This is a genomic window from Cupriavidus sp. DF5525 (assembly GCF_040149425.2).
GTDB lineage: Bacteria > Pseudomonadota > Gammaproteobacteria > Burkholderiales > Burkholderiaceae > Cupriavidus > Cupriavidus pickettii_A.
On the sequence record NZ_CP168266.1, the window covers coordinates 1798109 to 1821030 of the forward strand.

19 protein-coding genes are annotated in these 22922 nt (G+C 66.6%); 6 read left to right on the forward strand and 13 right to left on the reverse strand.

The genetic code is table 11. From position 1 onward, the window contains the following. Positions 1 to 111: 111 nt before the first annotated feature. Together ABNX08_RS29425 and fusA are read left to right on the forward strand one after the other, a co-directional pair. Complete coding sequence (locus tag ABNX08_RS29425) at positions 112 to 990, forward strand: oxidoreductase (protein WP_022539243.1); 879 nt, start codon at positions 112 to 114, stop codon at positions 988 to 990. A gap of 207 nt (positions 991 to 1197) precedes the next feature. Continuing rightward, positions 1198 to 3252, forward strand: coding sequence for an elongation factor G (gene fusA / locus ABNX08_RS29430; protein WP_022539244.1), 2055 nt, complete (start codon positions 1198 to 1200; stop codon positions 3250 to 3252). 16 nt (positions 3253 to 3268) lie between these two features. On the opposite strand, the gene ABNX08_RS29435 is transcribed toward fusA, so the two are convergent. The 9 genes from ABNX08_RS29435 to paaA all read right to left on the reverse strand — a co-directional run bounded on the left by ABNX08_RS29435 (position 3269) and on the right by paaA (position 12248). Then, positions 3269 to 4933, reverse strand: a complete 1665-nt coding sequence (locus ABNX08_RS29435; protein WP_022539245.1) for a cation acetate symporter — start codon at positions 4931 to 4933, stop codon at positions 3269 to 3271. Continuing rightward, the gene (locus ABNX08_RS29440) at positions 4930 to 5238 is read right to left on the reverse strand and encodes a DUF485 domain-containing protein (RefSeq protein ID WP_022539246.1); all 309 of its coding nucleotides are present in this window, start codon (positions 5236 to 5238) and stop codon (positions 4930 to 4932) included. The genes ABNX08_RS29435 and ABNX08_RS29440 overlap by 4 nt, the downstream gene beginning before the upstream one ends. A 158-nt stretch (positions 5239 to 5396) precedes the next feature. Beyond that, complete coding sequence (gene paaK / locus ABNX08_RS29445) at positions 5397 to 6746, reverse strand: phenylacetate--CoA ligase PaaK (RefSeq protein ID WP_022539247.1); 1350 nt, start codon at positions 6744 to 6746, stop codon at positions 5397 to 5399. Between the two features lie 78 nt (positions 6747 to 6824). Further along, positions 6825 to 8489: a phenylacetic acid degradation protein PaaN gene (gene paaN, locus ABNX08_RS29450; RefSeq protein WP_022539248.1), complete on the reverse strand. Its 1665-nt coding sequence runs from the start codon at positions 8487 to 8489 to the stop codon at positions 6825 to 6827. Between the two features lie 54 nt (positions 8490 to 8543). Next, entirely contained in the window at positions 8544 to 9620 is a 1077-nt protein-coding gene (gene paaE / locus ABNX08_RS29455) for a 1,2-phenylacetyl-CoA epoxidase subunit PaaE (RefSeq protein ID WP_022539249.1), read from the reverse strand. A 17-nt stretch (positions 9621 to 9637) separates the two neighbouring features. Then, the gene (paaD, locus tag ABNX08_RS29460) at positions 9638 to 10153 is read right to left on the reverse strand and encodes a 1,2-phenylacetyl-CoA epoxidase subunit PaaD (protein ID WP_022539250.1); all 516 of its coding nucleotides are present in this window, start codon (positions 10151 to 10153) and stop codon (positions 9638 to 9640) included. 5 nt (positions 10154 to 10158) lie between these two features. Next, on the reverse strand, positions 10159 to 10911 hold the full coding sequence (gene paaC, locus ABNX08_RS29465) for a 1,2-phenylacetyl-CoA epoxidase subunit PaaC (RefSeq protein ID WP_022539251.1): 753 nt from the start codon (positions 10909 to 10911) through the stop codon (positions 10159 to 10161). A gap of 13 nt (positions 10912 to 10924) precedes the next feature. Continuing rightward, the gene (gene paaB, locus ABNX08_RS29470) at positions 10925 to 11206 is read right to left on the reverse strand and encodes a 1,2-phenylacetyl-CoA epoxidase subunit PaaB (protein ID WP_010809321.1); all 282 of its coding nucleotides are present in this window, start codon (positions 11204 to 11206) and stop codon (positions 10925 to 10927) included. 55 nt (positions 11207 to 11261) lie between these two features. Next, positions 11262 to 12248, reverse strand: coding sequence for a 1,2-phenylacetyl-CoA epoxidase subunit PaaA (gene paaA, locus ABNX08_RS29475; RefSeq protein ID WP_022539252.1), 987 nt, complete (start codon positions 12246 to 12248; stop codon positions 11262 to 11264). A gap of 129 nt (positions 12249 to 12377) precedes the next feature. Here paaA and paaX point away from each other — a divergent pair, with 129 nt between their 5' ends. After that, entirely contained in the window at positions 12378 to 13298 is a 921-nt protein-coding gene (paaX, locus tag ABNX08_RS29480) for a phenylacetic acid degradation operon negative regulatory protein PaaX (protein ID WP_349608861.1), read from the forward strand. A 76-nt stretch (positions 13299 to 13374) separates the two neighbouring features. Here paaX and boxA read toward each other — a convergent pair whose 3' ends face one another. From boxA to ABNX08_RS29500, 4 genes are all read right to left on the reverse strand, one after another. Continuing rightward, positions 13375 to 14655, reverse strand: a complete 1281-nt coding sequence (boxA, locus tag ABNX08_RS29485) for a benzoyl-CoA 2,3-epoxidase subunit BoxA (protein ID WP_349608859.1) — start codon at positions 14653 to 14655, stop codon at positions 13375 to 13377. A gap of 143 nt (positions 14656 to 14798) precedes the next feature. After that, positions 14799 to 16226, reverse strand: coding sequence for a benzoyl-CoA 2,3-epoxidase subunit BoxB (gene boxB, locus ABNX08_RS29490; protein WP_022539255.1), 1428 nt, complete (start codon positions 16224 to 16226; stop codon positions 14799 to 14801). 56 nt (positions 16227 to 16282) lie between these two features. Beyond that, positions 16283 to 17941, reverse strand: coding sequence for a 2,3-epoxybenzoyl-CoA dihydrolase (gene boxC, locus ABNX08_RS29495; protein WP_022539256.1), 1659 nt, complete (start codon positions 17939 to 17941; stop codon positions 16283 to 16285). 172 nt (positions 17942 to 18113) lie between these two features. Then, positions 18114 to 19076 carry a helix-turn-helix transcriptional regulator gene (locus ABNX08_RS29500; RefSeq protein WP_022539257.1) on the reverse strand — a complete coding sequence of 321 codons (963 nt, stop codon included), beginning with the start codon at positions 19074 to 19076 and terminating at the stop codon, positions 18114 to 18116. 104 nt (positions 19077 to 19180) lie between these two features. Between ABNX08_RS29500 and ABNX08_RS29505 the strand changes: the two genes are divergently transcribed. From ABNX08_RS29505 to ABNX08_RS29515, 3 genes are all read left to right on the forward strand, one after another. Then, the gene (locus ABNX08_RS29505; protein ID WP_041682180.1) at positions 19181 to 19645 is read left to right on the forward strand and encodes a DUF4863 family protein; all 465 of its coding nucleotides are present in this window, start codon (positions 19181 to 19183) and stop codon (positions 19643 to 19645) included. Positions 19646 to 19652: 7 nt separating this feature from the next. Further along, positions 19653 to 21200 carry a 3,4-dehydroadipyl-CoA semialdehyde dehydrogenase gene (locus ABNX08_RS29510; RefSeq protein WP_022539259.1) on the forward strand — a complete coding sequence of 516 codons (1548 nt, stop codon included), beginning with the start codon at positions 19653 to 19655 and terminating at the stop codon, positions 21198 to 21200. Between the two features lie 83 nt (positions 21201 to 21283). After that, positions 21284 to 22888, forward strand: a complete 1605-nt coding sequence (locus tag ABNX08_RS29515; protein WP_022539260.1) for a benzoate-CoA ligase family protein — start codon at positions 21284 to 21286, stop codon at positions 22886 to 22888. Positions 22889 to 22922: the final 34 nt, after the last annotated feature.

Consider the following 22922-nt stretch of genomic DNA (forward strand, 5'->3'; position numbering starts at 1 on the left):
AATCGCGATTGCACTGCCTAGTGTTGAGGGCGTTGCCGGCCTAAATTTGTCTCCGTGGCCCCCGCCATCAGACATCGCAGTCAAAACGAGCACCCTGAAAGGAGATTCACCATGTCCGCCAACACCACCAACCCCACCATCAACGCCACCAGCAAGGTCTGGTTCATCACCGGCGCTTCGCGCGGCTTCGGCCTGGAACTGACCCGTGCCGCGCTGGCACGCGGCGATCGCGTCGTCGCTACCGCGCGCCGCCCGGAGACGATCACCGCCGCACTGGGCGATCACGACAACCTGCTGGGCGTGGCGCTGGACGTCACCAACGAAGCGCAGGCGATCGCCGCCGCCGAGGCCGCCGTGGCCCGCTTCGGCCGCATCGACGTGCTGGTCAACAACGCCGGCTACGGCCTGCTGGGCGCGGTCGAAGAGGCCTCCGCGCAGGAAGTCGAGCAGCAGTTCGCCACCAACGTGTTCGGCGTGCTGACCGTGACGCGTGCCGTGCTGCCGCAGATGCGCCGGCAGCGCAGCGGCCGCATCCTCAACATCTCGTCAATTGGTGGCTACGCCGCGTATCCCGGCTGGGGCGTCTATGGCGCCACCAAGTTCGCGGTGGAGGGCCTGACGGAAGCGCTCGATGCGGAACTGTCGCCGCTGGGCATCCGCGCCACCGTGGTCGAGCCGGGCTTCTTCCGCACCGACTTCCTCGATGCCAGCTCGCTGGTGCGCGTGCGCACCGAGATCGCGGCGTATGCCGATACGGTCGGGGCAATGCGTGAGCACATGGCTTCGGCCAACCACCAGCAGCCCGGCGACCCGGCCAAGCTGGCGGCAGCGCTGCTGACCCTGGCCGACAGCGAAACCCCGCCGGTGCGCCTGCCGCTGGGCTCCGACGCGGTCTACCGCATCACCGAGAAGAACCGCAAGGTGGAAAGCGAACTGGCCACGTGGCAGGCGCTGGCGGTGTCGACCGACCACGACGACGTGCGCCGCTGATCTTGCTGCAGCGCACCAGCGCACGGCTTGCTGCAATGCGGGCATGCCGTGCGACACGCGAACTCAGGCCGGCCAAGCGCCGGCCTCGCCACTTACGGGCTAGCTTGCGTCAGGCAATGCACCGAGTCGGGCATGCGCGTATGTCGCTTCCGGCGAATTTCGCCAATAATGCCCTGAGAGTCATTGCCGGACGAACCGAGAGCCACCATGCACGATAGTCCCGATGCCATCCGCACCGTCGCCCTGCTTGGGCACGCGGGGTGCGGCAAGACCTCGCTGATCGAGGCGCTGCTGTACAAGGGCGGTGCCCTGCACACGCCCGGCAGCATCGAGCGCGGTTCCACGGTGTGCGACACCGATCCGCTGGAGCGCAAGTACAAACGCTCGCTGACCTCCGCGGTCGCCCACCTGCACTACCGCGACACCCGCATCTACCTGGTCGACACCCCCGGCTACCCGGACTTCTCCGGGCTGGCGATCAGCGCGCTGGCGGCCGTGGAAACCGCCGCCATCGTCATCAATGCGCAGACCGGCATCGAGATGACCACGCGCCGGGCCATGGCCTGGGCGCAGGCGCGCCAGTTGTGCCGGATGATCATCATTAACGGCATCGACGGCGACAAGGTCGATCTGCCCGCGCTGCTGGCGGATATCCAGGAGGCCTTCGGCAAGGAATGCCTGCCAATCAACCTGCCGGCCGACAACGGCAGCAAGGTGGTTGACTGCTTCTTCAATCCGGCCGGCGAGTCGGATTTTTTATCTGTGCCCTCCGCGCACGATGCGCTGATCGACCAGGTCATCGAGATCGATCCCGAGCTGATGGAGCTGTACCTGGAACAAGGCGAGGCGATCACGCCGGAGCAGCTGCACGCGCCGTTCGAGCGCGCGCTGCGCGAAGGCCACCTGGTGCCGATCTGCTTTACCTCGGCGGCGACGGGCGCCGGCATCACCGAGCTGCTGGATGTATTCGTGCGGCTGCTGCCCAATCCCACCGAGGGCAACCCACCGCTGTTCTATCGCGATACGGGGGAAGGCAGCGAGAACCGCAAGGCCGTCCGCGCGGAGCCCGTGCCGGACAAGCATGTGCTGGCGCACGTGTTCAAGATGGTCATCGATCCCTATGTCGGCAAGCTGGCGGTGTTCCGCATCCACCAGGGCACGATCACGCGCGACAGCCAGCTCTATATCGGCGAAGGACGCCAGCCGTTCAAGGTGGCGCACCTGCTGCGGCTGCAAGGCAAGGAGACACAGGAAGTGCCACGCGCCGGGCCGGGCGATATCTGCGCGGTGGCCAAGATCGATGAACTCGGCTTCGATGCCGTGCTGCACGATGCCACCGAGGACGGCGATATCCACCTGACGCCGCTGGAATTCCCCACGCCGATCTACGGGCTGGCGATCGAGCCGGCGCGCCGCGGCAACGAGCAGCGGCTGGCGGAGGTACTGCACAAGCTGAGCGCGGAAGACCCGTGCCTGCGCGTGGAGCATCCGGCCGGCACCAACGAAACCGTGGTGTTTGGTCTGGGTGAGTTCCACCTGCGCTGTGCGCTGGAGCGGCTGACCGAGCAATACAAAGTGGAGGTGGTGACGCGCCCGCCCAAGATCGCTTACCGCGAAACCATCGGCGGCAAGGCCGAGGGCCATCACCGGCACAAGAAGCAGACCGGTGGCGCCGGGCAGTTCGGCGAGGTGATGCTGCGGGTCGAACCGCTGGCGCGCGGCGAAGGCTTCGAGTTTATCGATGCGGTAAAGGGTGGCGCGATTCCGGGCCAGTTTATTCCCGCGGTGGAGAAAGGCATCCGCCAGGCGTTGGAAAGCGGTCCGCTGGCTGGATTCGCGATGCAGGACGTGCGCGTGACGGTGTATGACGGCAAGAGCCATCCGGTCGATTCGAAGGAAGTCGCGTTCGCGACCGCCGGACGCAAGGCGTTTATCGACGCGGTGCTGAAGGCGCGGCCCAGCGTGTTGGAGCCGATCGTCGATATCGAGGTCACGGTGCCGGGCACTTCGATGGGCGACATCATCGGCGACCTTTCCACCAAGCGCGGCCAGGTCCATGGCACCCGCACCGCGGCCGGCAACGCGGTGACCGTGGCCGGACAGGTGCCGCTGTCGGAGCTGAGCGACTACCAGTCACGGCTGAACAGCCTGACCGGCGGCCACGGCAGCTACACCATCCAGTTCAGCCACTATGACAACGTGCCGCCGGCGCAGCAGGAAAAGATGGCGTCCCGCCACAAGGCGCAGCAGGACACCGACTGAGCGCTTAGTGCTCGACTCAGTGCTGGCTGGCGCCGGCCGCGCCGATGCCGGTCATGGCGCGCACGAACTGCGCGCCATAGCGCTGGCGCTCGGTGCTCGCCTGGGCGGACCGGTCCAGCACGGATACCAGCCAGGCGCAGGCAAAGGCCAGGGTCATCGAGAACAGCGCCGGGTTGGCGTAAGGGAAGATCGCCTGCTGATGCTTCAGGATGCCGACCCACACGGTCGGGCCCAGCACCAGCAGCGCCACCGCCGACGCCAGCCCGGCCAGGCTGCCCGCCACCGCGCCGCGCGTGGTCAGTCCTTTCCAGAACATCGACAGGAACAGCACCGGGAAGTTGACCGAGGCGGCGATCGCCAGCACAAGCCCTGACAGGAAAGCGATGTTCTGCTTCTCGAACATCACGCCCAGCACCATCGCCAGCACGCCGATCACCAGCGTGGCTGCCTTCGACACGCGGATCTCGTCCTTCTCGTTGGCCTGTCCGCGGCGGAACACGTTGGCGTACAGGTCATGCGAGACCGCCGATGCGCCCGACAGGGCCAGGCCCGCCACCACCGCCAGGATGGTCGCGAACGCCACCGCCGAGATAAAGCCGAGGAAGAGATCGCCACCGATGGCGTGCGACAGGTGCACCGCCACCATATTGCTGCCGCCAATGATCTTGCCAGCCGCGTCGCGGTAGGCGGGGTCCGCGCCCACCATCACGATCGCGCCGAAGCCCACCACCAGGATCAGCAGGTAGAAGTAGCCGATAAAGCCGGTGGCGTAGAGCACGGACTTGCGCGCCTCTTTGGCGTCGGCCACGGTGAAGAAGCGCATCAGGATATGCGGTAGCCCGGCGGTGCCGAACATCATGCCGACGCCCAATGAGATCGCATCGATCGGGTTGGACACCAGCCCTCCCGGCGACAGGATCGCGGCGCCCTTGTCATGCACCTTGGCGGCGCCGGCGAACATGGCTTCGGGACTGAAGCCGAAATAGGCGAGCACCATGATGGCCATGAAGGTCACCCCGCCCAGCAGCAGCGCGGCCTTGATGATCTGCACCCACGTCGTGGCCAGCATCCCGCCGAACATCACGTACAGCACCATCAGCGCGCCGACGATGACGACCGCCGATTCATAGCTGGTGCCGAACAGCAGCTCGATCAGCTTGCCGGCGCCGACCATCTGCGCCACCAGGTACATGATGACCACGGTCAGCGTGCCGCAGGCGGCGGTGATGCGCACCGGCTTCTGTGACAGCCGGTACGACACCACGTCGGCAAAGGTGTAGCGGCCGAGGTTGCGCAACCGTTCGGCGACGATGAACAGGATGATCGGCCAGCCGGCGACCACGCCCAGGGCGTAGATCAGGCCGTCATAGCCTTTGTCGAACATCATCGCCGAGATGCCCAGGAAGGACGCCGCCGAGACCATGTCGCCGGCGATCGCCAGGCCGTTCTGGAAGCCTGTGAGGCCACCGCCGGCTGCGTAGAAATCCGACGCCGAGCGCGTGCGCCGCGCGGCCCAGCGCGTGATGCCGAGCGTGAACACCACGAACAGCAGGAACATCACGATGGCGCTCCAGTTCAGCGGCCGCGGCGCGGCTTCGGCCTGAATGGCGGGGGCCGCCATGGCGGCCGTGCTGGCGAGCCCGGCCAGGGCCGCGCAGAGGAAACGGTGTACCGGCTTCATGCTTGGCACTCCTTGCGTACGCGTTCGTTGAGCGGGTCCAGGTCGCGGTTGGCGCGGTGGACATAGATGCCGGTGAGCAGGACGGCGGCGAAGATCACCGCAACGCCTACCGGAATGCCCACCGTCATCACGCCCGCGCCAACGGGCGTGCCGAGCGTGGCCGGGGAGAAGGCCAGCAGCAGGATGAAGCCGAAGTAGATCGCCAGCATTAGCAGCGTCAGCGACCAGCCCAGGCGTGCGCGCCCGCTGGTCAGCCGGAGGAAATCGGGGTGGTTCTGGATGGTTTCCAGTTGTCGCGCGTCCATCGTTGTCTCCTTTGGCGCAGGGGTTGGCGTGGCGGCTCTGGGTGGGCGCCATCGCGGGGGTGAATCGTTGAGGTTCTGGATCTGCCGGCGGTTTGCTCCCCTCTCCCGCAGGCGGGAGAGGGGGGCGTTTGCCGGGGGTGGTGGTAGAAAGCAGCGCTTCAGATTGCGCCGACCGGCTGCTCGTGCGTAACCTTGGACCGCATATCCACCACGCGCCGCGCCTTGCCGACGCTGGTGCGCTCGATGCCCTCGGCGGCCACCACCTGCACCCGCGTAGTAACGCCGACATAGGTCTTGATCTGGTCCTTCAGCTCGCGCTCCAGCGCCGCGCGGTCGTCGGCGGAGAGGGACGCCGAGCGCTCGGGGCGCGCCTCGACACGCACCTCCAGCTTGTCCAGGTGCCCGTCGCGGGTCACCACCAGCTGATATTGCGGTGCCAGCGCCGGCGCCTTCAGGATCAGTTCCTCGATCTGCGACGGGAACACGTTCACGCCACGGATGATCAGCATGTCATCCGAGCGCCCGGTGATCTTGCCGATGCGCCGCATCGACCGCGACGTCGGCGGCAGCAGACGCGTGAGGTCGCGCGTGCGGTAGCGGATCACCGGCAGCGCTTCCTTGGTCAGCGAGGTGAACACCAGTTCGCCCTCCTCTCCGTCCGGCAGCACCTCGCCGGTCACCGGGTCGATGATCTCGGCGTAGAAATGGTCTTCCCAGATCACCGGGCCATCCTTGCTCTCGATACATTCACACGCGACACCCGGACCCATGACTTCAGACAGCCCGTAGATGTCCACCGCATCGATGCCGGCGCGCGCCTCGATCTCGGCGCGCATCGCATCGGTCCACGGCTCGGCGCCGAAGATGCCGACCTTCAGCGAGCTGTCCGACGGATCCATGCCCTGGCGCTCCATCTCCTCGATCAGGTTCAGCATGTACGACGGCGTCACCATGATGATGTTGGGCTGGAACTCGCGAATGAGCTGAACCTGTTTCTCGGTCTGGCCGCCGGACATCGGGATCACGGTGCAGCCGGCCTTCTCCGCGCCGTAGTGGGCACCCAGGCCGCCGGTGAACAGGCCATAGCCGTAGCTGACATGGACCAGGTCGCCGGCGCGCCCGCCGGCGGCGCGGATGGAGCGCGCCACCACGCTGGCCCAGGTATCGATATCCTTCGCCGTGTATCCGACCACGGTCGGCTTGCCGGTGGTGCCGCTCGACGCATGCACGCGCGCCACCTGCTCGCGCGGCACCGCGAACATGCCGAAGGGATAGTTGTCGCGCAGGTCCTGCTTGGTCAGGAACGGGAACTTCGACAGGTCCGACAGCGACTGCAGGTCGTCCGGATGCACCCCCGCCGCGGCAAAGGCCTTGCGGTAATGCGGCACGTTGTCGTAGGCATGGCGCACGCTCCATTTGAGCCGTTCCAGCTGCAAGGCTTGCAGTTCGTCGCGGCTGGCGCGCTCGATCGGCTCCAGCTCGTTGGGGTTGGGGATGCGTTGAACCATTGTCTACTCCATCTCGTTATGATGGCGCCACAAGCGAGGGGGGCCGGCGCCGGGGTACTACGACTGCAAGCCTTGGCGTCAGATATGCGAACGGCTCTGGACGACGCGGAAGCGGTTGGCGACGAAGGCGGCATCCGACAGCGAGGCGTTCGCCGCCGGGTTGGCGCCGGTGGCGTGGAAATCGCTGAACGCGGCCGACTGGTTCACGAACACGCCGCCGGTCAGGTTGAGCGACAGCGCCACGCCGGCGTCTTCGGCGGCATCGCGGATGCTTTCGGTCACGCCCGCATCAGTGGTGTAGGCGGACAGCGTCAGCGCGCCGTGCTGCTTCGCGCCGCGGTGCGCCAGCGCAATGCTGTGCGCGGTGCTGTCGGTGCCGACAATGAACGAGATCGGGCCGAACAGTTCCTGCATAATCTTGCCCTCGTCGCTGGCGTCCACCTTCAGCACCAGCGGCGTGCGGATGCGCGCGCCGGGGAACTCCGGATGTTCCAGCACGCGGCTGTCGGCGACGATCTCGCCGAGCGCGCGCGACGACTCGATGCGCTCGACCACGCCGTCGTTCTGGATCGCACCCAGCAGTTCCACGGCCTTCGCCGGATCGCCGGTCAGCTTGCTCACGGCCTCGCCGATCGCCGCGGCGACCTGTTCGAAGCTGACGCGCCCTTCCGGCGTATCGATGCCGTCCTTCGGCACGTAGATGTTCTGCGGCGCCGTGCACATCTGGCCCGAGTACAGCGACAGCGAGAACGCGATATTGCGCACCATGCCCTTGAAGTCGGCGGTAGAGGCGATAACGATCTGGTTGACGCCGGCCTTCTCGGTGTAGACCTGCGCCTGGCGCGCATTGCGCTCCAGCCAGTCACCGTTGGTGCTGCTGCCGGTGAAGTCGATCAGGCGGACTTCCGGGCGCAGGGCCAGCTTGGACGCCATGCGCTCGCTCGGGTCGTTGGCGACCAGCGTGACCAGGTTCGGGTCGAAGCCGGCTTCCTCCAGAACTTCACGCGCCACTTCCACCGTGATCGCCAGCGGCAGGATTGCGCCGGGGTGCGGCTTGACCACCACCGCATTGCCGGTCGCCAGGCTGGCGAACAGGCCGGGATACCCGTTCCAGGTCGGGAAGGTGCAGCAGCCGATCACCAGGCCCACGCCGCGCGGCACCACGCTGTAGCGCTTCTCCATACGCAGCGGTTCGTTCTTGCCCTGCGGCTTCTCCCAGATGGCCTGCTTCGGAATGCGGCGAAGCTCGTCCCAGGCATAGGCCACGGATTCCAGGCCGCGGTCCTGCGCGTGCGGGCCGCCCGCCTGGAAGGCCATCATGAAGGCCTGGCCGGTGGTGTGCATCACCGCGTAGGCGATCTCGAAGCTGCGGCGGTTCAGGCGCTGCAGGATCTCCAGCGAGACGCCGACCCAGGCTTCCGGTCCGGCCTTGCGCCAGGCGGGCATGCCCTTGGCGACGCCGGCGAAGAGCTGGTCGAGGTCGGGCTTCGGATAGGTGATGCCCAGTTCCGGGCCGTACGGCGAGACTTCCTTGCCGGCCTGGCCGACGGTGCCCGGCTGCGACAGTGCAAAGGGCTTGTTCAGGCGGGCTTCAAAGGCGGCCTTGCCGTCGGCGTTGGCGGTTTCGCCGTAGGCCCTGGGGCTCGGCATTTCGGAAAACGGGCTCCAGTAGCCGCGCTCGGCGATGGCTTGGGTGGCTTGTTCCAGCAGCGCCTGGTGGCGCTCAAAAAACGGATGGGACACGGCTTGCTCCGGGGGATGTCGGGTTTCTGTAATCAGGGGGAGGACCAGGACGCTTCAGGATTCCTGGTCAAAGTCGATCACCAGCTTGTCGCTGACGGCATAGCTCTGGCAGCTCAGGATGAAGCCGCGGGCGACTTCGTAGTCTTCCAGCGCAAAGTTCACGTCCATGTCGACCTCGCCTTCGATGCGCTTGCAGCGGCAGGTCGAGCAGACGCCGCCCTTGCACGAGTAAGGCAGTTCGATGCCCTGCGCCAGCGCGGCGTCCAGCACGGTCTCCTTGTTCTTCTCCAGCGTGAAGCTGCGGGTGCGGCCGTCCTGGATCACGGTGACTTCGCACTGCTGCTGACCGGCCTGCTTGTGCGCATGCGCCGCCGGGCGGGCTGAAGGGATGCTGGTGGCGAACAGCTCGCGCTTGATGCGTGTCTTGTCGACGCCGTTGTCTTGCAGCGCCTGCGACACCTCTTCCATCATCGAATGCGGGCCGCAGATAAAGGTGACGTCGATGTCCTGTGGCTTCACCCAGTGCTTCAGCAAGGCATTGACCTTCGCGCCATCGATACGGCCGTTGAAGAGATCGATATCAAGCTGCTCGCGGCTGAGCACGAACACCAGGTTGAAGCGCTGCAGGTAGGTGTCCTTCAGGTCTTCCAGCTCTTCCTTGAACAACACGGACGACGAAGCGCGGTTGCCGTAGAACAGCGTGAAGCGGCTCTCCGGCTCGGCCTGCAACGTGGTCTTGATGATCGACAGCATCGGCGTGATGCCGCTGCCGGCGGCAAAGGCGACGTAGTGCTTCGCGTGCGTGGCGGACAGCGGCACGTGGAAATGGCCGGAGGGTGGCATCACTTCCAGCGTCATGCCCGGCTGCAGCTGCTCGTTGGCCCAGTTGGAGAACAGGCCGCCGTCGACGCGCTTGATCGCCACGCGCAGCCGTGCATCCTGCACCGCCGAGCAGATCGAGTAGGAACGGCGCACGTCTTCGCCGCCGATGCCGGTGCGCAGCGTCAGGTGCTGGCCCTGCACGTAGCGGTAGGTGTCGGCCAGTTCGTCGGGCACGGCGAAGGTCACGGCCACGGCGTCGCGGGTTTCGCGCGTGACCGAGGCCACGGTCAGTTCATGGAATTTGCTCATCTCCCCACCTTTCCTTCTCAGTGAGCCTTGAAGTAGTCGAACGGCTCTTTGCAGTCGCCGCAGCGATACAACGCCTTGCACGCGGTCGAGCCGAACTGGCTGACCAGCCGCGTATGGCGCGAGCCGCAATGCGGGCAGGCCACCACCAGCGCGGGCGACGCCTTGCGGCTGATGCCGCTGATATCGATCACCTGCTGCGCCGGCGGCGCGATGCCGTAGCCGCTCAGGCTGGCCTTGCCGCGCGGGGTCATCCAGTCGGTGGTCCAGGCCGGCGCCAGTTGCGTCTGCACCCGCACGGAATCAACGCCCTGTGCGGCGAGCGCGCTTTCGATGCCTTCGCGGATCACCGTCATGGCCGGGCAGCCGGAATAGGTCGGCGTGATGGTGACGACGCAGGTCTCACCGACCCATGCCACGTCGCGCACGATGCCAAGGTCCACCACGGAGATCACCGGGATCTCAGGGTCCGGCACCGTATCGAGCCAGGTCCAGACCTGTTCGACGGCGGGGCGTGCCAGCGTTTGCGCGGTCATGGCGCTCACCACTGCGCGCCGGGATAGGCGCGCTGCAGGAACTGCATTTCGGCCAGCAGGTAGCCGAGGTGTTCGGTATGCCGGCCGTGGCGGCCGCCGCTCTGTGCCCACTGGCCGGCGGGCACGCGCAGGGTGGCTTCTTCCAGCACCTCGCTAACATGGCGCTGCCAGGGCTCGGCCAGGGTTGCGGGATCGGGAATCACGCCGTCGCGCACCAGCGCGGCCTCGGCCGCATCCGCTTCGAACAGTTCGCCGGTGAACATCCACAGGTCGTCGAAGGCGTCCTGCATGCGGCGATGGCTCTCTTCGGTGCCGTCGCCCAGGCGCACCACCAGGTCGGCACTGCGGCGCACGTGGTAGGTGACTTCCTTGAGCGACTTGGCGGCGATCTCTGCGATGCGCGCGTCGGTCGAGCGCTGCAGCCCTTCCAGCAGGAAGTAATGCCAGGTGTCGAACAGGAACTGGCGCGCCAGCGTATCGGCATAGCTGCCGTTGGGCTGCTCGACCAGCAGCAGGTTGCGGAACTGGTGGGCGTCGCGCAGGTAGGCGAGCTGGTCGGCGGTGCGGCCGGTGCCCTCCACTTCCGCGGCATAACCCAGCCACAGGCGGGTCTGGCCGACCAGGTCGAGCGCCACGTTGGTCAGTGCAATGTCCTCCTCCAGCGCCGGGCCGCGGCCGCACCATTCCGACAGGCGCTGGCCGAGCACCAGCGTGGAATCGCCGAGGCGCAGCAGGTATTCGAGCTTGTGGTTGTCCATGATGCGCGCCGTATCAGATGTGCTTGACCGCTTCCGGCATGGGGAAGAACGTCGGGTGGCGGTAGACCTTGCTGTTGGCCGGCTCGAACAGCGGGCCCTTGTCGCCGGGGCTGCTGGCGACCACATCGCCGGCCTTCACCACCCAGACGCTGACGCCCTCGTTGCGGCGCGTGTAGACGTCGCGGGCATTGTTGATCGCCATTTCGCCGTCGGGCGCGTGCAGGCTGCCCACGTGCTTGTGGGCCAGGCCGTGCTGGCTGCGGATAAAGATCTCCCAAAGCGGCCACTCTTTCATGGCTACCTCCTGTTTGATGCGGGTTCGATGGGGAGCGGCGCCGCGCGCCGCGGGGTCAGGCGGCGGCTTGCTGCGCCTGCTTGTCGGCGTGGGCCACCAGCGCGTCGCGGAACCATGCGCCGTCGTCCCAGGCCTTCACGCGGGTGCGCAGGCGGTCGCGGTTGCAAGGGCCGTTGCCCTGGAGGACGTTGTAAAACTCGGACCAGTCGATCTCGCCGAAGTCATAGTGGCCGCGTTCCTCGTTCCACTTCAGGTCGGGATCGGGAATGGTCAGGCCCAGGTACTCGGCCTGCGGCACGGTCTGGTCGACCATCTTCTGGCGCAGCTCGTCGTTGGAGAACAGCTTGATGCGCCATTGCATGGATTGCGCGCTGTTGGGCGAATCGCCGTCGGACGGGCCGAACATCATCAGCGCCGGCCACCACCAGCGGTTCAGCGCGTCCTGCGCCATCTGCTTCTGCTCGGGCGTGCCGTTGCACAGCGAGAGCAGGATGTCGTAGCCCTGGCGCTGGTGGAAGGACTCTTCCTTGCAGACACGCACCATAGCGCGCGCATACGGGCCGAACGAGCAGCGGCACAGCGGCACCTGGTTGATGATGGCCGAGCCATCGACCAGCCAGCCGATCATGCCGATATCGGCCCAGCTCAGCGTCGGGTAATTGAAGATGCTGGAATACTTGGCCTTGCCCGAATGCAGGTCGCCCAGCATCTGGTCGCGCGACACACCCAGCGTCTCGGCCGCGCTGTAGAGGTACAGGCCATGGCCAGCCTCGTCCTGGATCTTGGCCAGCAGCACCGCCTTGCGCTCCAGCGTGGGGGCGCGGGTGACCCAGTTGCCTTCGGGCAACTGGCCGACGATCTCCGAATGGGCGTGCTGCGAGATCTGGCGGATCAGGGTCTTGCGGTACGACTCGGGCATCCAGTCCTTGGCCTCGATCTTGATGCCGGCATCCACGCGGGCCTGGAACTCGCGTTCCTGCGGGTCCATTTCTTCCATTGCGCGGAGCCTTGTTGCTCCTGTCTCCACCAGCTGTGCGTACATCGCCTGCTCCACCTGTTTTGGTCGTGATCAACGTCTTGATCTGCGTCAATCTCGTAAGTTGAAATAGATGGTAGTGATACAATTTGATTCAAGCAATCGCCGTTTGTGTATCACTTTCGGAGGCCCCCGATGGCTACGCCAGACCCCGATCCGGTTTCCCCTCGCGTGGCGCGGCTGGCACGCGGGCTCAAGCTGGGCGCCAATTCGCTGCTGGTGACGCTGTTCGGCGACGTGGTCGCGCCACGGCCGCAGGCGATCTGGCTGGGCAGCCTGATCCGCCTGGCGGCGCCGTTCGGCATCAATGACCGGCTGGTGCGCACCGCCACTTTCCGCCTCACCGCCGACGACTGGCTGGCCGCCACGCGCATCGGGCGGCGCAGCTACTACGGACTGTCGGAAGCTGGCCTGCAACGCGTGCTGCACGCGGGCAAGCGCATCTATGCGGGCGAAGCGCCCGAATGGGACGGGCGCTGGACGCTGGTAATGGTGCGCGGTGACGTACGCGCCACGATCCGGCAGCGACTGAAGCGGGAGTTGCTCTGGGAAGGGTTCGGCGCGATCGCGACCGGGGTGATGGCGCACCCCAATGCCGACCTGGCCTCGCTGCGCGAGATCGTCCAGGCGGCACGGGCGCAGGAGTATGTGGCGGTGATGGAGGCGAGCAGCCTGGAGGCGTTTTCTATCAGGCCGCTGCAGGCGCTGATGCACCAGACCTTCAAGCTGGGCGACGTGGCCGACGCGTGGCAGGCGCTGCTGCGGCGGTTTTCACCGCTGGCGGAAGAAGCGGCACAGCTCGCGCCGGCCGATGCCTTCTTCGTGCGGACGCTGCTGGTGCATGAGTACCGGCGCGTGCTGCTGCGCGATCCGAACCTGCCGGAAGTGCTTCTGCCGGCGGACTGGCCTGGTCGCACGGCGCGGGGGATGTGCAGCGAGATTTATACGGCGTTGTTGGATGCGAGCGAGAAGTATCTGCACGGGGTGATAGAGGCGGCAGATGGTGCGCTGCTGGACGCGAAGCGTGAGTTGCACAAGCGCTTTACACATACCTGACGTCCCGCAGGCCGCTTGTCTGCTCCCCTCTCCCGCGCGCGGGAGAGGGAGCGGGTCTGTGGGAATTGATACCGGCTTAGTACGTTTCCAGATGCAAGCGACCGTCGCGCTTCAGCCCTTCAGCCAGCGACTCCCAATTCAGTCCGGCCTGCTGCGCCACATCCCGCAGCGCCAGCACCACACCATCTTCCATGCTCTTCAGCCCGCACACGTAGAAGCAGGTGTCGGGGCTCGCCAGCAGCGCCGCCAGATCCGCCGCGCGCTCGCGCATCAGGTCCTGCACATAGCGCTTGGGCTGCCCCGGCGTGCGCGAGAACGCCAGGTTGATGTCGATGAAGTCCTTCGGCAGGCTCTGCAGCGGGCCGAAGTAAGGCAGCTCTTCCCGCGTGCGCGCGCCGAAGAACAGCATCAACTTGCCGCCGTCGAACTTGCCGGCCTTGCGCAGGCGCCGGCGCCATTCCGTCATGGCCCGCATCGGCGCACTGCCGGTGCCGGTGCAGATCATCACGATATTCGAGCGCGGATGATTGGGCATCAGGAAGCTGGCGCCGAACGGCCCGATCACTTCCACCTTGTCGCCCACCTTCAGGTCGCACATGTAGTTGGACGCGACGCCGCGCACGGGATTGCCGTCGTGGTCGTCCAGCACGCGCTTGATAGTTAGTGACAGGTTGTTGTAGCCCGGGCGCTCGCCATTGCGCGCGCTGGCGATGGAGTACTGGCGCGCATGATGCGGGCGGCCGCTGGCGTCGGCGCCCGGCGGCACGATGCCGATCGACTGGCCTTCCAGCACCGGGAACGGTGTCGCGCCGAAATCCAGCACGATGTGGTGCGTGTCGTATTCGCGTCCTACTTCGGTCACGCGCACATTGCCGGTCACGGTGGCGGTGATGGTCTTCTTGGCGGACTTGGCGCCGTACAGGTTAGTGTAGGCATGCGCGGCGGACCACGGCGGCACGGTAGCGCCGTAGCGGGCGCTGTTGAAGGCGTCTGCGCCGGTGCCGGCCAGCGGCGACGTGGCTGGAATCTCGGGCGCGGCGGTCTGCATCTCAGCGCCGGGCGCCAGATCGGCCAGCTGCTCAGGCGACAGTTCTTCCGGCAGCGTGTCCCAGGTGAGTTGCTCTTCGATGCTGTAGGCGCGCAGCCGGGGCATGGCGCGCCAGTTGTCGATCGAGCCCGTCGGGCACGGCGAAATGCAGGCCATGCACAGGTTGCACTTGTCGGCATCGACCACGTAGTTGCGCGAGTCGTGCGTGATCGCGCCCACCGGGCAGGTCGCTTCGCAGGTGTTGCAGCGGATGCAGATCTCGGGATCGATCAGGTGCTGCTTGATGACTTGAATTTCTGCCATGTCCATGGCGGTCTCCACAGAATCAGGGGCGCTCGGGGTGAGGGTCGTTTAAGCAGCGGCGCTTCGTTGAAGCGCCAGCCCTCTCCCCCGGCCCCTCTCCTGCAAGCGGGAGAGGGGAGCAAACAGGGAGCAATTGATAAGCGCGTGGCTCAGTTGAAGCGCACGTACTCGAAATCCACCGGCTGGCGGTTGATGCCCATTACCGGCGGCGCGATCCAGTTGGCGAACTTGCCCGGCTCGACCACGCGGCCCATCAGGCTGGCGACGAAGGCGCGGTCGCCTTCGGAGGGCAGCCACTGGTCACGGAAGTCGCGCCATTCGGCCTCGGAGATCACGCGGCCGTCCGGCGATACCTTGACGCCGGCCAGCGCGCCGATATTGCGGTGGAAGGCCTTGTGCGGGACCTTCAGGCGGAACGGGATGCCGGCCTTCTCGATGACCTTGTTCCAGCGCTCCACGCCGCCCATGCTGTCCTTGATGTAGTCGTCGCGCAGCACTTCATTGAGTGCGTTGAGCATCGGCACTTCCTTCTCGGTCAGCTGGCCGTTCTGCGCCTGCAGGATGCGGTAGGTCTGGCCCTTGAGCACGTGGTCGTCCACGCGCTTGCCTTCTTCGTAGCGGCCCTTGAGGCCGGTGCTGTAGAAGGTGGCGGCGTTGCTCGACTCATCGGCGCCGAACAGGTCGATGGTCACGCTGTAGTGGAAGTTCAGGTAACGCTGCAAGGTCGGCAGGTCGATCACGCCGGCCGCGCGCAGCTTGGCGGGATCATCGGTCTTCAGTTCGTTCATCACCTGGCAGGTGCGCTGGATCACGCGCGACACCCCGCTCTCGCCCACGAACATGTGATGCGCTTCCTCGGTCAGCATGAACTTGGTGGTGCGGGCCAGCGGGTCGAATGCGCTTTCGGCCAGCGCGCACAGCTGGAACTTGCCGTCGCGGTCGGTGAAGTAGGTGAACATGAAGAACGACAGCCAGTCCGGCGTCTGCTCGTTGAACGCCTGCAGGATGCGGGGGTTGTCCTGCTGGCCGCTGCGGCGCTCCAGCAGCGCCTCGCCTTCCTCGCGCCCGTCGCGGCCGAAGTACTTGTGCAGCAGGTAGACCATGGCCCACAGGTGACGGCCCTCTTCCACGTTCACCTGGAACAGGTTGCGCAGGTCGTACATGCTGGGCGCGGTCAGGCCGAGGTGGCGCTGCTGTTCGACCGATGCCGGTTCCGTATCGCCCTGCGTCACGATGATGCGGCGCAGGTTCGCGCGGTATTCGCCGGGCACGTCCTGCCACGCGTCCTCGCCCTTGTGGTCGCCGAAGTGGATCTTGCGGTTGGCCTCGGCCGGGTTCAGGAAGATGCCCCAGCGGTAGTCCGGCATCTTGACGTGCCCGAAGTGGGCCCAGCCCTGCGGATCGACGCTGATGGCGGTGCGCAGGTAGATGTCATGGCTGTGCGAGCCTTCCGGGCCCATGTCGTTCCACCAGCTCAGGTAGTTGGGCTGCCACTGCTCGAGCGCGCGCTGCAGGGTGCGGTCTTCGCTCAGGTTGACGTTGTTGGGGATCTTGTCGCTGTAGTTGATGCCGGACATGGTGGTCTCCTTCGGGGGACGATTCGGTTGTCGTTTGGTTCGCGGTGGGTGCTGGATCAGACGCGGTTCCAGTCGAAGGCGGCCTTGTCGCCCTTGCCGTAGACCTTGAGCGCACCCTTGTCGCCGACGGCGTTGGGGCGCTGGAAGATCCAGTTCTGCCAAGCGGTCAACCGGCCGAAGATGCGGGTGAACATGTTTTCCTGGCCGTTGAAGCGCAGGTTGGCTTCCATGCCGGTGAGCGCATCGGGCGACATCGCCACGCGTTCTTCCAGCGCGATGCGCACTTCGTCGGTCCAGTCGATATCGTCGGGGTTGGCGGTGACCAGACCCAGCGCATAAGCGGCATCGGCATCGAGCGGCTGGCCGGCCTTGGCGCGCACGGCATCGAGCGCGGGCTGTTCGTCGTAGAAGCGGCGGCCCAGGCGGCTCTGGCCGGTGGCCATCGGGTACAGGCCGAAATTGACTTCCGCCACGGTGATCTTCGGCGCGCGCGCCTCGTCGTCCGGCAGCGCCAGGTGGTAGCTGCGGTCGCAGGCCAGCGCCAGTTCCAGGAAGGTGCCGGCAAAGCACGACTCCGGCTCGATCAGCGCGAACAGGCTGCGCGACGACACATCCAGGCGGCTCAGCGTGCGGCGCAGCAGGCCGATGGTCTCGCGCACCAGCCAGTGGTCCTTGTGCGCCAGCAATGTGGCGTCGGTGGCAAGCACTGCGGCGGCGTCGCCGGCGGTCTTGATCAGCCAGGTGCCGATGTCCAGTTCATTGGTGCGCATCGACAGGATCGCGTCTTCCAGTTCGCGCGCCAGTTGCAGCGGGTACCAGGCGGCGCCGGCTGCCACAATCTCTTCGATGCTTTGCGGCTGTGCGCCGGTGGGCGCCTTGACCGTGAAGGTGGCGCTGCGGCCGGCGCGGTCGATCTCGACCGTCACGTGCGTGTAGCGCAGCGCATCGGCGTCGATGGTCCGCTCGATCGGCGCGAGTGCCACGCCCTGCGCATCGGCCGGGCGGTCGCTCTGCGCGGCCAGCGCCAGCGCGCGCTCCTGCACCTTCTGCGCGAACACCGCCGGCTTGGCGATATCGTCGACCAGGCGCCAGTCCTTGGCCCGCTGGCCGCGCACGCCTTCGGTGGTGGTGCAGAAGATGTCGGCCAGGTCATGGCGCACACGGCGCTTGTCGGTCACCCGGGTCAGGCCGCCGGTGCCCGGCAGCACGCCCAGCAGCGGCACTTCAGGCAGGCTGACGGCCGACGAGCGGTCGTCCACCAGCAGGATCTCGTCGCAGGCCAGCGCCAGTTCATAGCCGCCGCCGGCGCAGGCGCCGTTGACCGCGGCCAGGAACTTCAGGCCGCTGTGCTGCGACGAGTCCTCGATGCCGTTGCGGGTCTCGTTGGTGAACTTGCAGAAGTTGACCTTCCACGCATGGCTGCTGACGCCCAGCATGAAGATATTGGCGCCGGAGCAGAACACCTTGTCCTTGCCGCTGGTGACGACCACCGTGCGCACTTCCGGATGCTCGAAGCGGATGCGGTTGAGCGCATCGTTCAGTTCGATGTCGACGCCGAGGTCATAGCTGTTGAGCTTGAGCTTGTAGCCGGGACGCAGGCCGGCGTTCTCGTCGATGTCCACCGCCAGCGTGGCGACAGGGCCCTCGAACTTGAGCTTCAGGTGCTTGTACTGGGAGGGGTCGGTCTGGTATTCGACGCGGGGGGCGATGGTCACGGCGGTGTCTCCTCTGCGAAACTGCACTATCGTGCACGAACAGGAATCTAGTGAGACGAACTATAGTTCATCATTCGAATTCCATGCAAGCACTATTGTGCAGATTTTTAGAGAAGCGTCGCGCGATGCTCCTGTACCACCTTCATGGGCCCAAGGAAGTGGCCGGCTCGCATCAGGCCGGCATGCGCAGGGCGTTTCGCACCAACTCGCGCAACGCGGCAAAGGTTGGCTCCAGCGGCTGCGCGCTGGTGTCCAGCGCGAACTCCGCCTTGGAATAGAACGCCGCGCGGCCCGCCAGGATATGGCGCAGGTCTTCCATCGCCTCCTTGCTGGCCGCCATCGGCCGGAAGTCACCCTGCGCGCGCACGCGCTCCATATGGTCTACCGGGTCAGCCTGCAGCCACACCGTGGTGCAGTGGGCGAGCAGCAGATTGAAGGTGGCCGGGTCCGACACCAGTCCGCCAGGCGTGGCGATCACCGCTTCGGGATAGATCTGGATGGCTTCTTCCACCGCGCGGCGTTCGTAGCGGCGGTAGGCGTTCATGCCGTAGAGGCCCTGGATCTCGGCAATGCTGCAGCCGGCAAACTTCTCGATCTCGCGGCTCAGCTCGACAAAAGGAAAGCCCAGGTTTTCCGCCAGCATGCCGCCCAGCGTGGTCTTGCCGGCGCCACGCAGCCCAATCAGCGCCACCCGCGAGCTGCGCGCGGCCTGCCCGGCGTTCTCGCCGCCGGTACCGAGCATCTCGCCCACGGCAATGCGCACGCGCCGCAGCGTGGCTTCGTCGCGTTGCTCCAGCAGTTCGCGCAGCAGGATCCATTCGGGCGAAGAGGTGGTCACGTCGCCCAGCAGCCCGGCCAGCGAGCACTGCAGCGCGTCGGCAATGTGCTGCAGCACCAGGATGGAAGCGTTGCCGCTGCCGTACTCCAGGTTGGCCAGGTGCCGCTCCGACACGCCGGCCGCGTGCGCCGCGGCTTTGCGCGTCAGGCCGCGGCGAGCGCGCAGCTCGCGCACGCGCTCGCCCAGCGCGACCAGGAACGGGTTTTTCTCCCCGCTGCTGGCGGCAGCGACGCCTGAATCATGATGCAGATCGGCATCCCGGGTTAACCCAGACTCATGCAATATAGTGCTTGACATGATTTCTCGGTGGTCCTATTTTTCATACATGCACAATAATGCATGAAGCCAGCGATAGCAACTGGCGAATCAGACGGAGCCCCCCTCTTCTTATGTCCCGCACCCTGTCCCCAACTGAATTCCGCAGCCAGATCGCGCAGCTCACCGTGCAACTGGCAGGCCGCCCGCTCGATGCGGCACTCGACGCCTGGCTCAATGCCGAGCACGGCGCCGGCAGCCCTACCTACCAGCAACTGAAGGAAGCCTGCCAGGCCGGAGTGGCCGAAGGCTGGCTGTGCGACCGTGAAGGCGGCGGCATCCGCTACGGCCGCATCTTCAAGCCTGCCGACGACCTGCATGGCTTCTCGGTGGACGTGGTCGACATGCAGGACATTGCCGGCCCGCACCATACCCATCCCAATGGCGAGATCGACCTGATCATGCCGCTCGAGGGCGACGCGCAGTTCGACGGCCGCCCCGCCGGCTGGCTGGTGTGCCCGCCGGGCAGCGCCCACCGCCCCACCGTCAGCAACGGCCGCGCGCTGGTGCTCTACCTGCTGCCGGAAGGCCGCATCGACTTCACGCGCTGAGATCCCCATGACTGAATTGCTTTCCAACTACCTCGGCGGCAAGTGGCAAGCCGGCAGCGGTGCCGGCACGGCGCTGTTCGATCCGGTGCTCGGCGGTGAGCTGGTGCGCGTGGACGCCACCGGGCTGGACCTGGCGGCCGGTTTCGCCTTCGCGCGCGAACAGGGCGGTGCCGCACTGCGCGCACTGAGCTACCGCCAGCGTGCCGCGCTGCTGGCCGAGGTCGTCAAGGTGCTGCAGGCCAACCGCGACGCCTACTACGAGATCGCCACCGCCAACAGCGGTACTGTGAAGAACGACTCGGCGGTCGACATCGACGGCGGCATCTTCACGCTGGGCACGTATGCAAAGCTGGGCGACACGCTCGGCGACCGGCATTACCTGCTCGATGGCGAGGCCGCGCGCCTCGGCAAGGATCCGCTGTTCCAGTCGCAGCACGTGCTGGTGCCCACGCGCGGCGTGGCGCTGTTTATCAATGCTTTCAACTTCCCGAGCTGGGGCCTGTGGGAGAAGGCCGCGCCCGCGCTGCTGGCCGGCGTGCCGGTGATCGTCAAACCCGCCACGGCCACTGCCTGGCTGACCCAGCGCATGGTGCGCGACGTGGTCGAGGCCGGCGTGCTGCCTGCGGGTGCATTGTCGGTGGTGTGCGGCAGCTCGGCCGGACTGCTCGACCAGTTGCAGCCGTTCGACGTGGTGTCGTTCACCGGCTCGGCCGATACGGCTGCGGTGATCCGTTCGCATCCGGCGATCGCGCAGCGCTCGGTGCGCGTGAATATCGAGGCGGACAGCATCAATTCCGCGGTATTGCTGCCGAGCGATAGCCCGGACACCGCCGCCTTCGACCTGCTGGTCAAGGAAGTGGTGCGCGAGATGACGGTCAAGTCCGGGCAGAAGTGCACGGCGATCCGGCGCGTGTTCGTGCCCGAGGCGCTGTACGGGCAAGCGGCGGAGGCCATCGGTGCGCGTCTGTCGAAAGTCACCGTGGGCAACCCGCGCAACGACGCCGTGCGCATGGGCGCGCTGGTCAGCCGCGCACAGTTCAACGCCGTACAGGAAGGCCTGGCAAACCTGCGCAAGCATGCCAAGGTGCTGCATGACGGCACGCAGCAGCTGCTGGTCGATGCCGATCCCGCCGTTGCCTGCTGCATCGGCCCGACTTTGCTCGGCGCCAACGATGCGGACGCTGCCGCCGCGGTGCATGACACCGAAGTCTTCGGCCCCGTCGCCACGCTGCTGCCCTACCGCGATACCGCCCACGCGCTCGCGCTGGTGCGCCGCGGCCAGGGCTCGCTGGTGACATCGCTCTATGGCAGCAACGCTCCGGCGCTGGGCGCCGCAGCGGTGGCGTTGGCCGACAGCCACGGCCGCGTGCATGTGATCTCGCCCGACGTCGCGCAACTGCACACCGGCCACGGCAACGTGATGCCGCAATCGCTGCACGGCGGCCCCGGCCGCGCCGGCGGCGGTGAAGAACTGGGCGGCCTGCGCGCGCTGAATTTCTACCACCGTCGCAGCGCCATCCAGGCCAGCACCGCGGTGCTCGACACCCTCGCCTGACAGTCAGCCATCCGGCTTTACCGCGCCGCCACGTCCGCATGGCGGCGCGCAGCACACCGTACACCAGAAACGGGGAGACACGCATGACCGCCATCACCGCAGACGTCCCGGTCCAGCCACCGGGCACGTCCTTCAACTTTGCCGCGCACCTGCTCGGCTGCAATGCGGGGCGCACCGGCAAGGCCGCCTATATCGACGACGACGGCCAGCTTACCTATGGCGAGCTGGCGCAGCGGGTGCGCCGCCTGGCCGCCGCGCTGCTCGATGCCGGCATCCGCCGCGAGGAGCGCGTGCTGCTGCTGATGCACGACTGCACCGACTGGCCGGTGTGCTTCCTCGGCGCGATGTATGCCGGCATCGTGCCTGTTGCCGTCAACACGCTGCTGACCGCCGACGACTACGCCTACATGCTGCAGCACAGCCGCGCGCAGGCGGTGCTGGTCTCGGCCGCGCTGCTGCCGCTGCTGCAGGACGCCCTGGCGCGGCCCGGGCATGAAGTGGGCAAGGTGTTCGTGTCGCGGGCGCGCGGACCGCTGCCGGACGGCATGGTGGCGCTCGATACCGTGCTCGCCACGCAAACGCCATTGTCCGCGCCTGCCGCGACCAGTCCCGACGATCCCGGCTTCTGGCTCTATTCGTCCGGCTCGACGGGGCAGCCCAAGGGCGTGGTGCACAGCCACGGCAATCCGTACTGGACGGCCGCCCTGTATGCGGGCCCCGTGCTCGGCCTGCAGGAACAGGACATCTGCTTCTCCGCGGCCAAGCTCTATTTCGCCTATGGGCTCGGCAACGGCCTCAGCTTCCCGCTAAGCGTGGGCGCGACGGTGGTGCTGATGGCCGAACGGCCCACGCCCGAAGCCAACTTCCGCCGCTGGCGCGAGCAGAAGCCCACCGTGTTCTTCGGCGCGCCCACGGGCTATGCCGGCATGCTCGCTTCGCCGGCGCTGCCCGCGCGCGATGAGGTGGCACTGCGGTTGTGCTCGTCCGCCGGTGAGGCGTTGCCCGCCGACATCGGCCAGCGCTTCACCGCGCATTTCGGGTGCGAGATCATCGACGGCATCGGTTCCACCGAGATGCTGCATATCTTCCTGTCCAACCGGCCCGGCCAGGTGCGCTATGGCACTACCGGCTGGCCGGTGCCGGGCTACACCATCGAGCTGCGCGACGAGGAAGGCCGCCCGGTGCCCGACGGCGAAATCGGCGACCTCTATATCCAGGGCCCCAGCGCCGCCATGATGTACTGGGCCAACCGCGAGAAGTCGCGCGAGACCTTCCACCGCGGCTGGACCAAGAGCGGCGACAAGTATGTGCGCAATCCCGACGGCACCTACAGCTACGCCGGTCGCAGCGACGACATGCTCAAGGTCAGCGGCATCTACGTGTCGCCGTTCGAGGTCGAGGCCACGCTGGTGCAGCACCCTGCAGTGCTGGAAGCCGCGGTGATCGGCGTGCCCGACCCTGAAGGACTGGTCAAGACCAAGGCCTTCGTGGTGCTGAAGGCGGGCGCGCAGCTTGGCGATGGCGAGCTGAAGGCCTTCGTCAAGGAGCGGCTGGCCGCCTACAAATACCCGCGCGCGATCGAGTTCGTCGATGCACTGCCCAAGACCGCCACGGGCAAGATCCAGCGTTTCGTATTGCGCGAGCGCGAACTGAAGGCCGCCGAAAAGCGTGCCGCAGCGGTGGCATGACCGGCAACGCCGGCTGCCCCGCCATACCACCATA

Coding starts and splice junctions, on each gene's coding strand:
- ABNX08_RS29425 (WP_022539243.1), top strand. CDS start 112: ATGTCCGCCAACACCACCAACCCCACCATCAACGCCACCAGCAAGGTC.
- fusA (WP_022539244.1), top strand. CDS start 1,198: ATGCACGATAGTCCCGATGCCATCCGCACCGTCGCCCTGCTTGGGCAC.
- ABNX08_RS29435 (WP_022539245.1), bottom strand. CDS start 4,933: ATGAAGCCGGTACACCGTTTCCTCTGCGCGGCCCTGGCCGGGCTCGCC.
- ABNX08_RS29440 (WP_022539246.1), bottom strand. CDS start 5,238: ATGGACGCGCGACAACTGGAAACCATCCAGAACCACCCCGATTTCCTC.
- paaK (WP_022539247.1), bottom strand. CDS start 6,746: ATGGTTCAACGCATCCCCAACCCCAACGAGCTGGAGCCGATCGAGCGC.
- paaE (WP_022539249.1), bottom strand. CDS start 9,620: ATGAGCAAATTCCATGAACTGACCGTGGCCTCGGTCACGCGCGAAACC.
- paaD (WP_022539250.1), bottom strand. CDS start 10,153: ATGACCGCGCAAACGCTGGCACGCCCCGCCGTCGAACAGGTCTGGACC.
- paaC (WP_022539251.1), bottom strand. CDS start 10,911: ATGGACAACCACAAGCTCGAATACCTGCTGCGCCTCGGCGATTCCACG.
- paaB (WP_010809321.1), bottom strand. CDS start 11,206: ATGAAAGAGTGGCCGCTTTGGGAGATCTTTATCCGCAGCCAGCACGGC.
- paaA (WP_022539252.1), bottom strand. CDS start 12,248: ATGTACGCACAGCTGGTGGAGACAGGAGCAACAAGGCTCCGCGCAATG.
- paaX (WP_349608861.1), top strand. CDS start 12,378: ATGGCTACGCCAGACCCCGATCCGGTTTCCCCTCGCGTGGCGCGGCTG.
- boxA (WP_349608859.1), bottom strand. CDS start 14,655: ATGGACATGGCAGAAATTCAAGTCATCAAGCAGCACCTGATCGATCCC.
- boxB (WP_022539255.1), bottom strand. CDS start 16,226: ATGTCCGGCATCAACTACAGCGACAAGATCCCCAACAACGTCAACCTG.
- ABNX08_RS29500 (WP_022539257.1), bottom strand. CDS start 19,076: ATGTCAAGCACTATATTGCATGAGTCTGGGTTAACCCGGGATGCCGAT.
- ABNX08_RS29510 (WP_022539259.1), top strand. CDS start 19,653: ATGACTGAATTGCTTTCCAACTACCTCGGCGGCAAGTGGCAAGCCGGC.
- ABNX08_RS29515 (WP_022539260.1), top strand. CDS start 21,284: ATGACCGCCATCACCGCAGACGTCCCGGTCCAGCCACCGGGCACGTCC.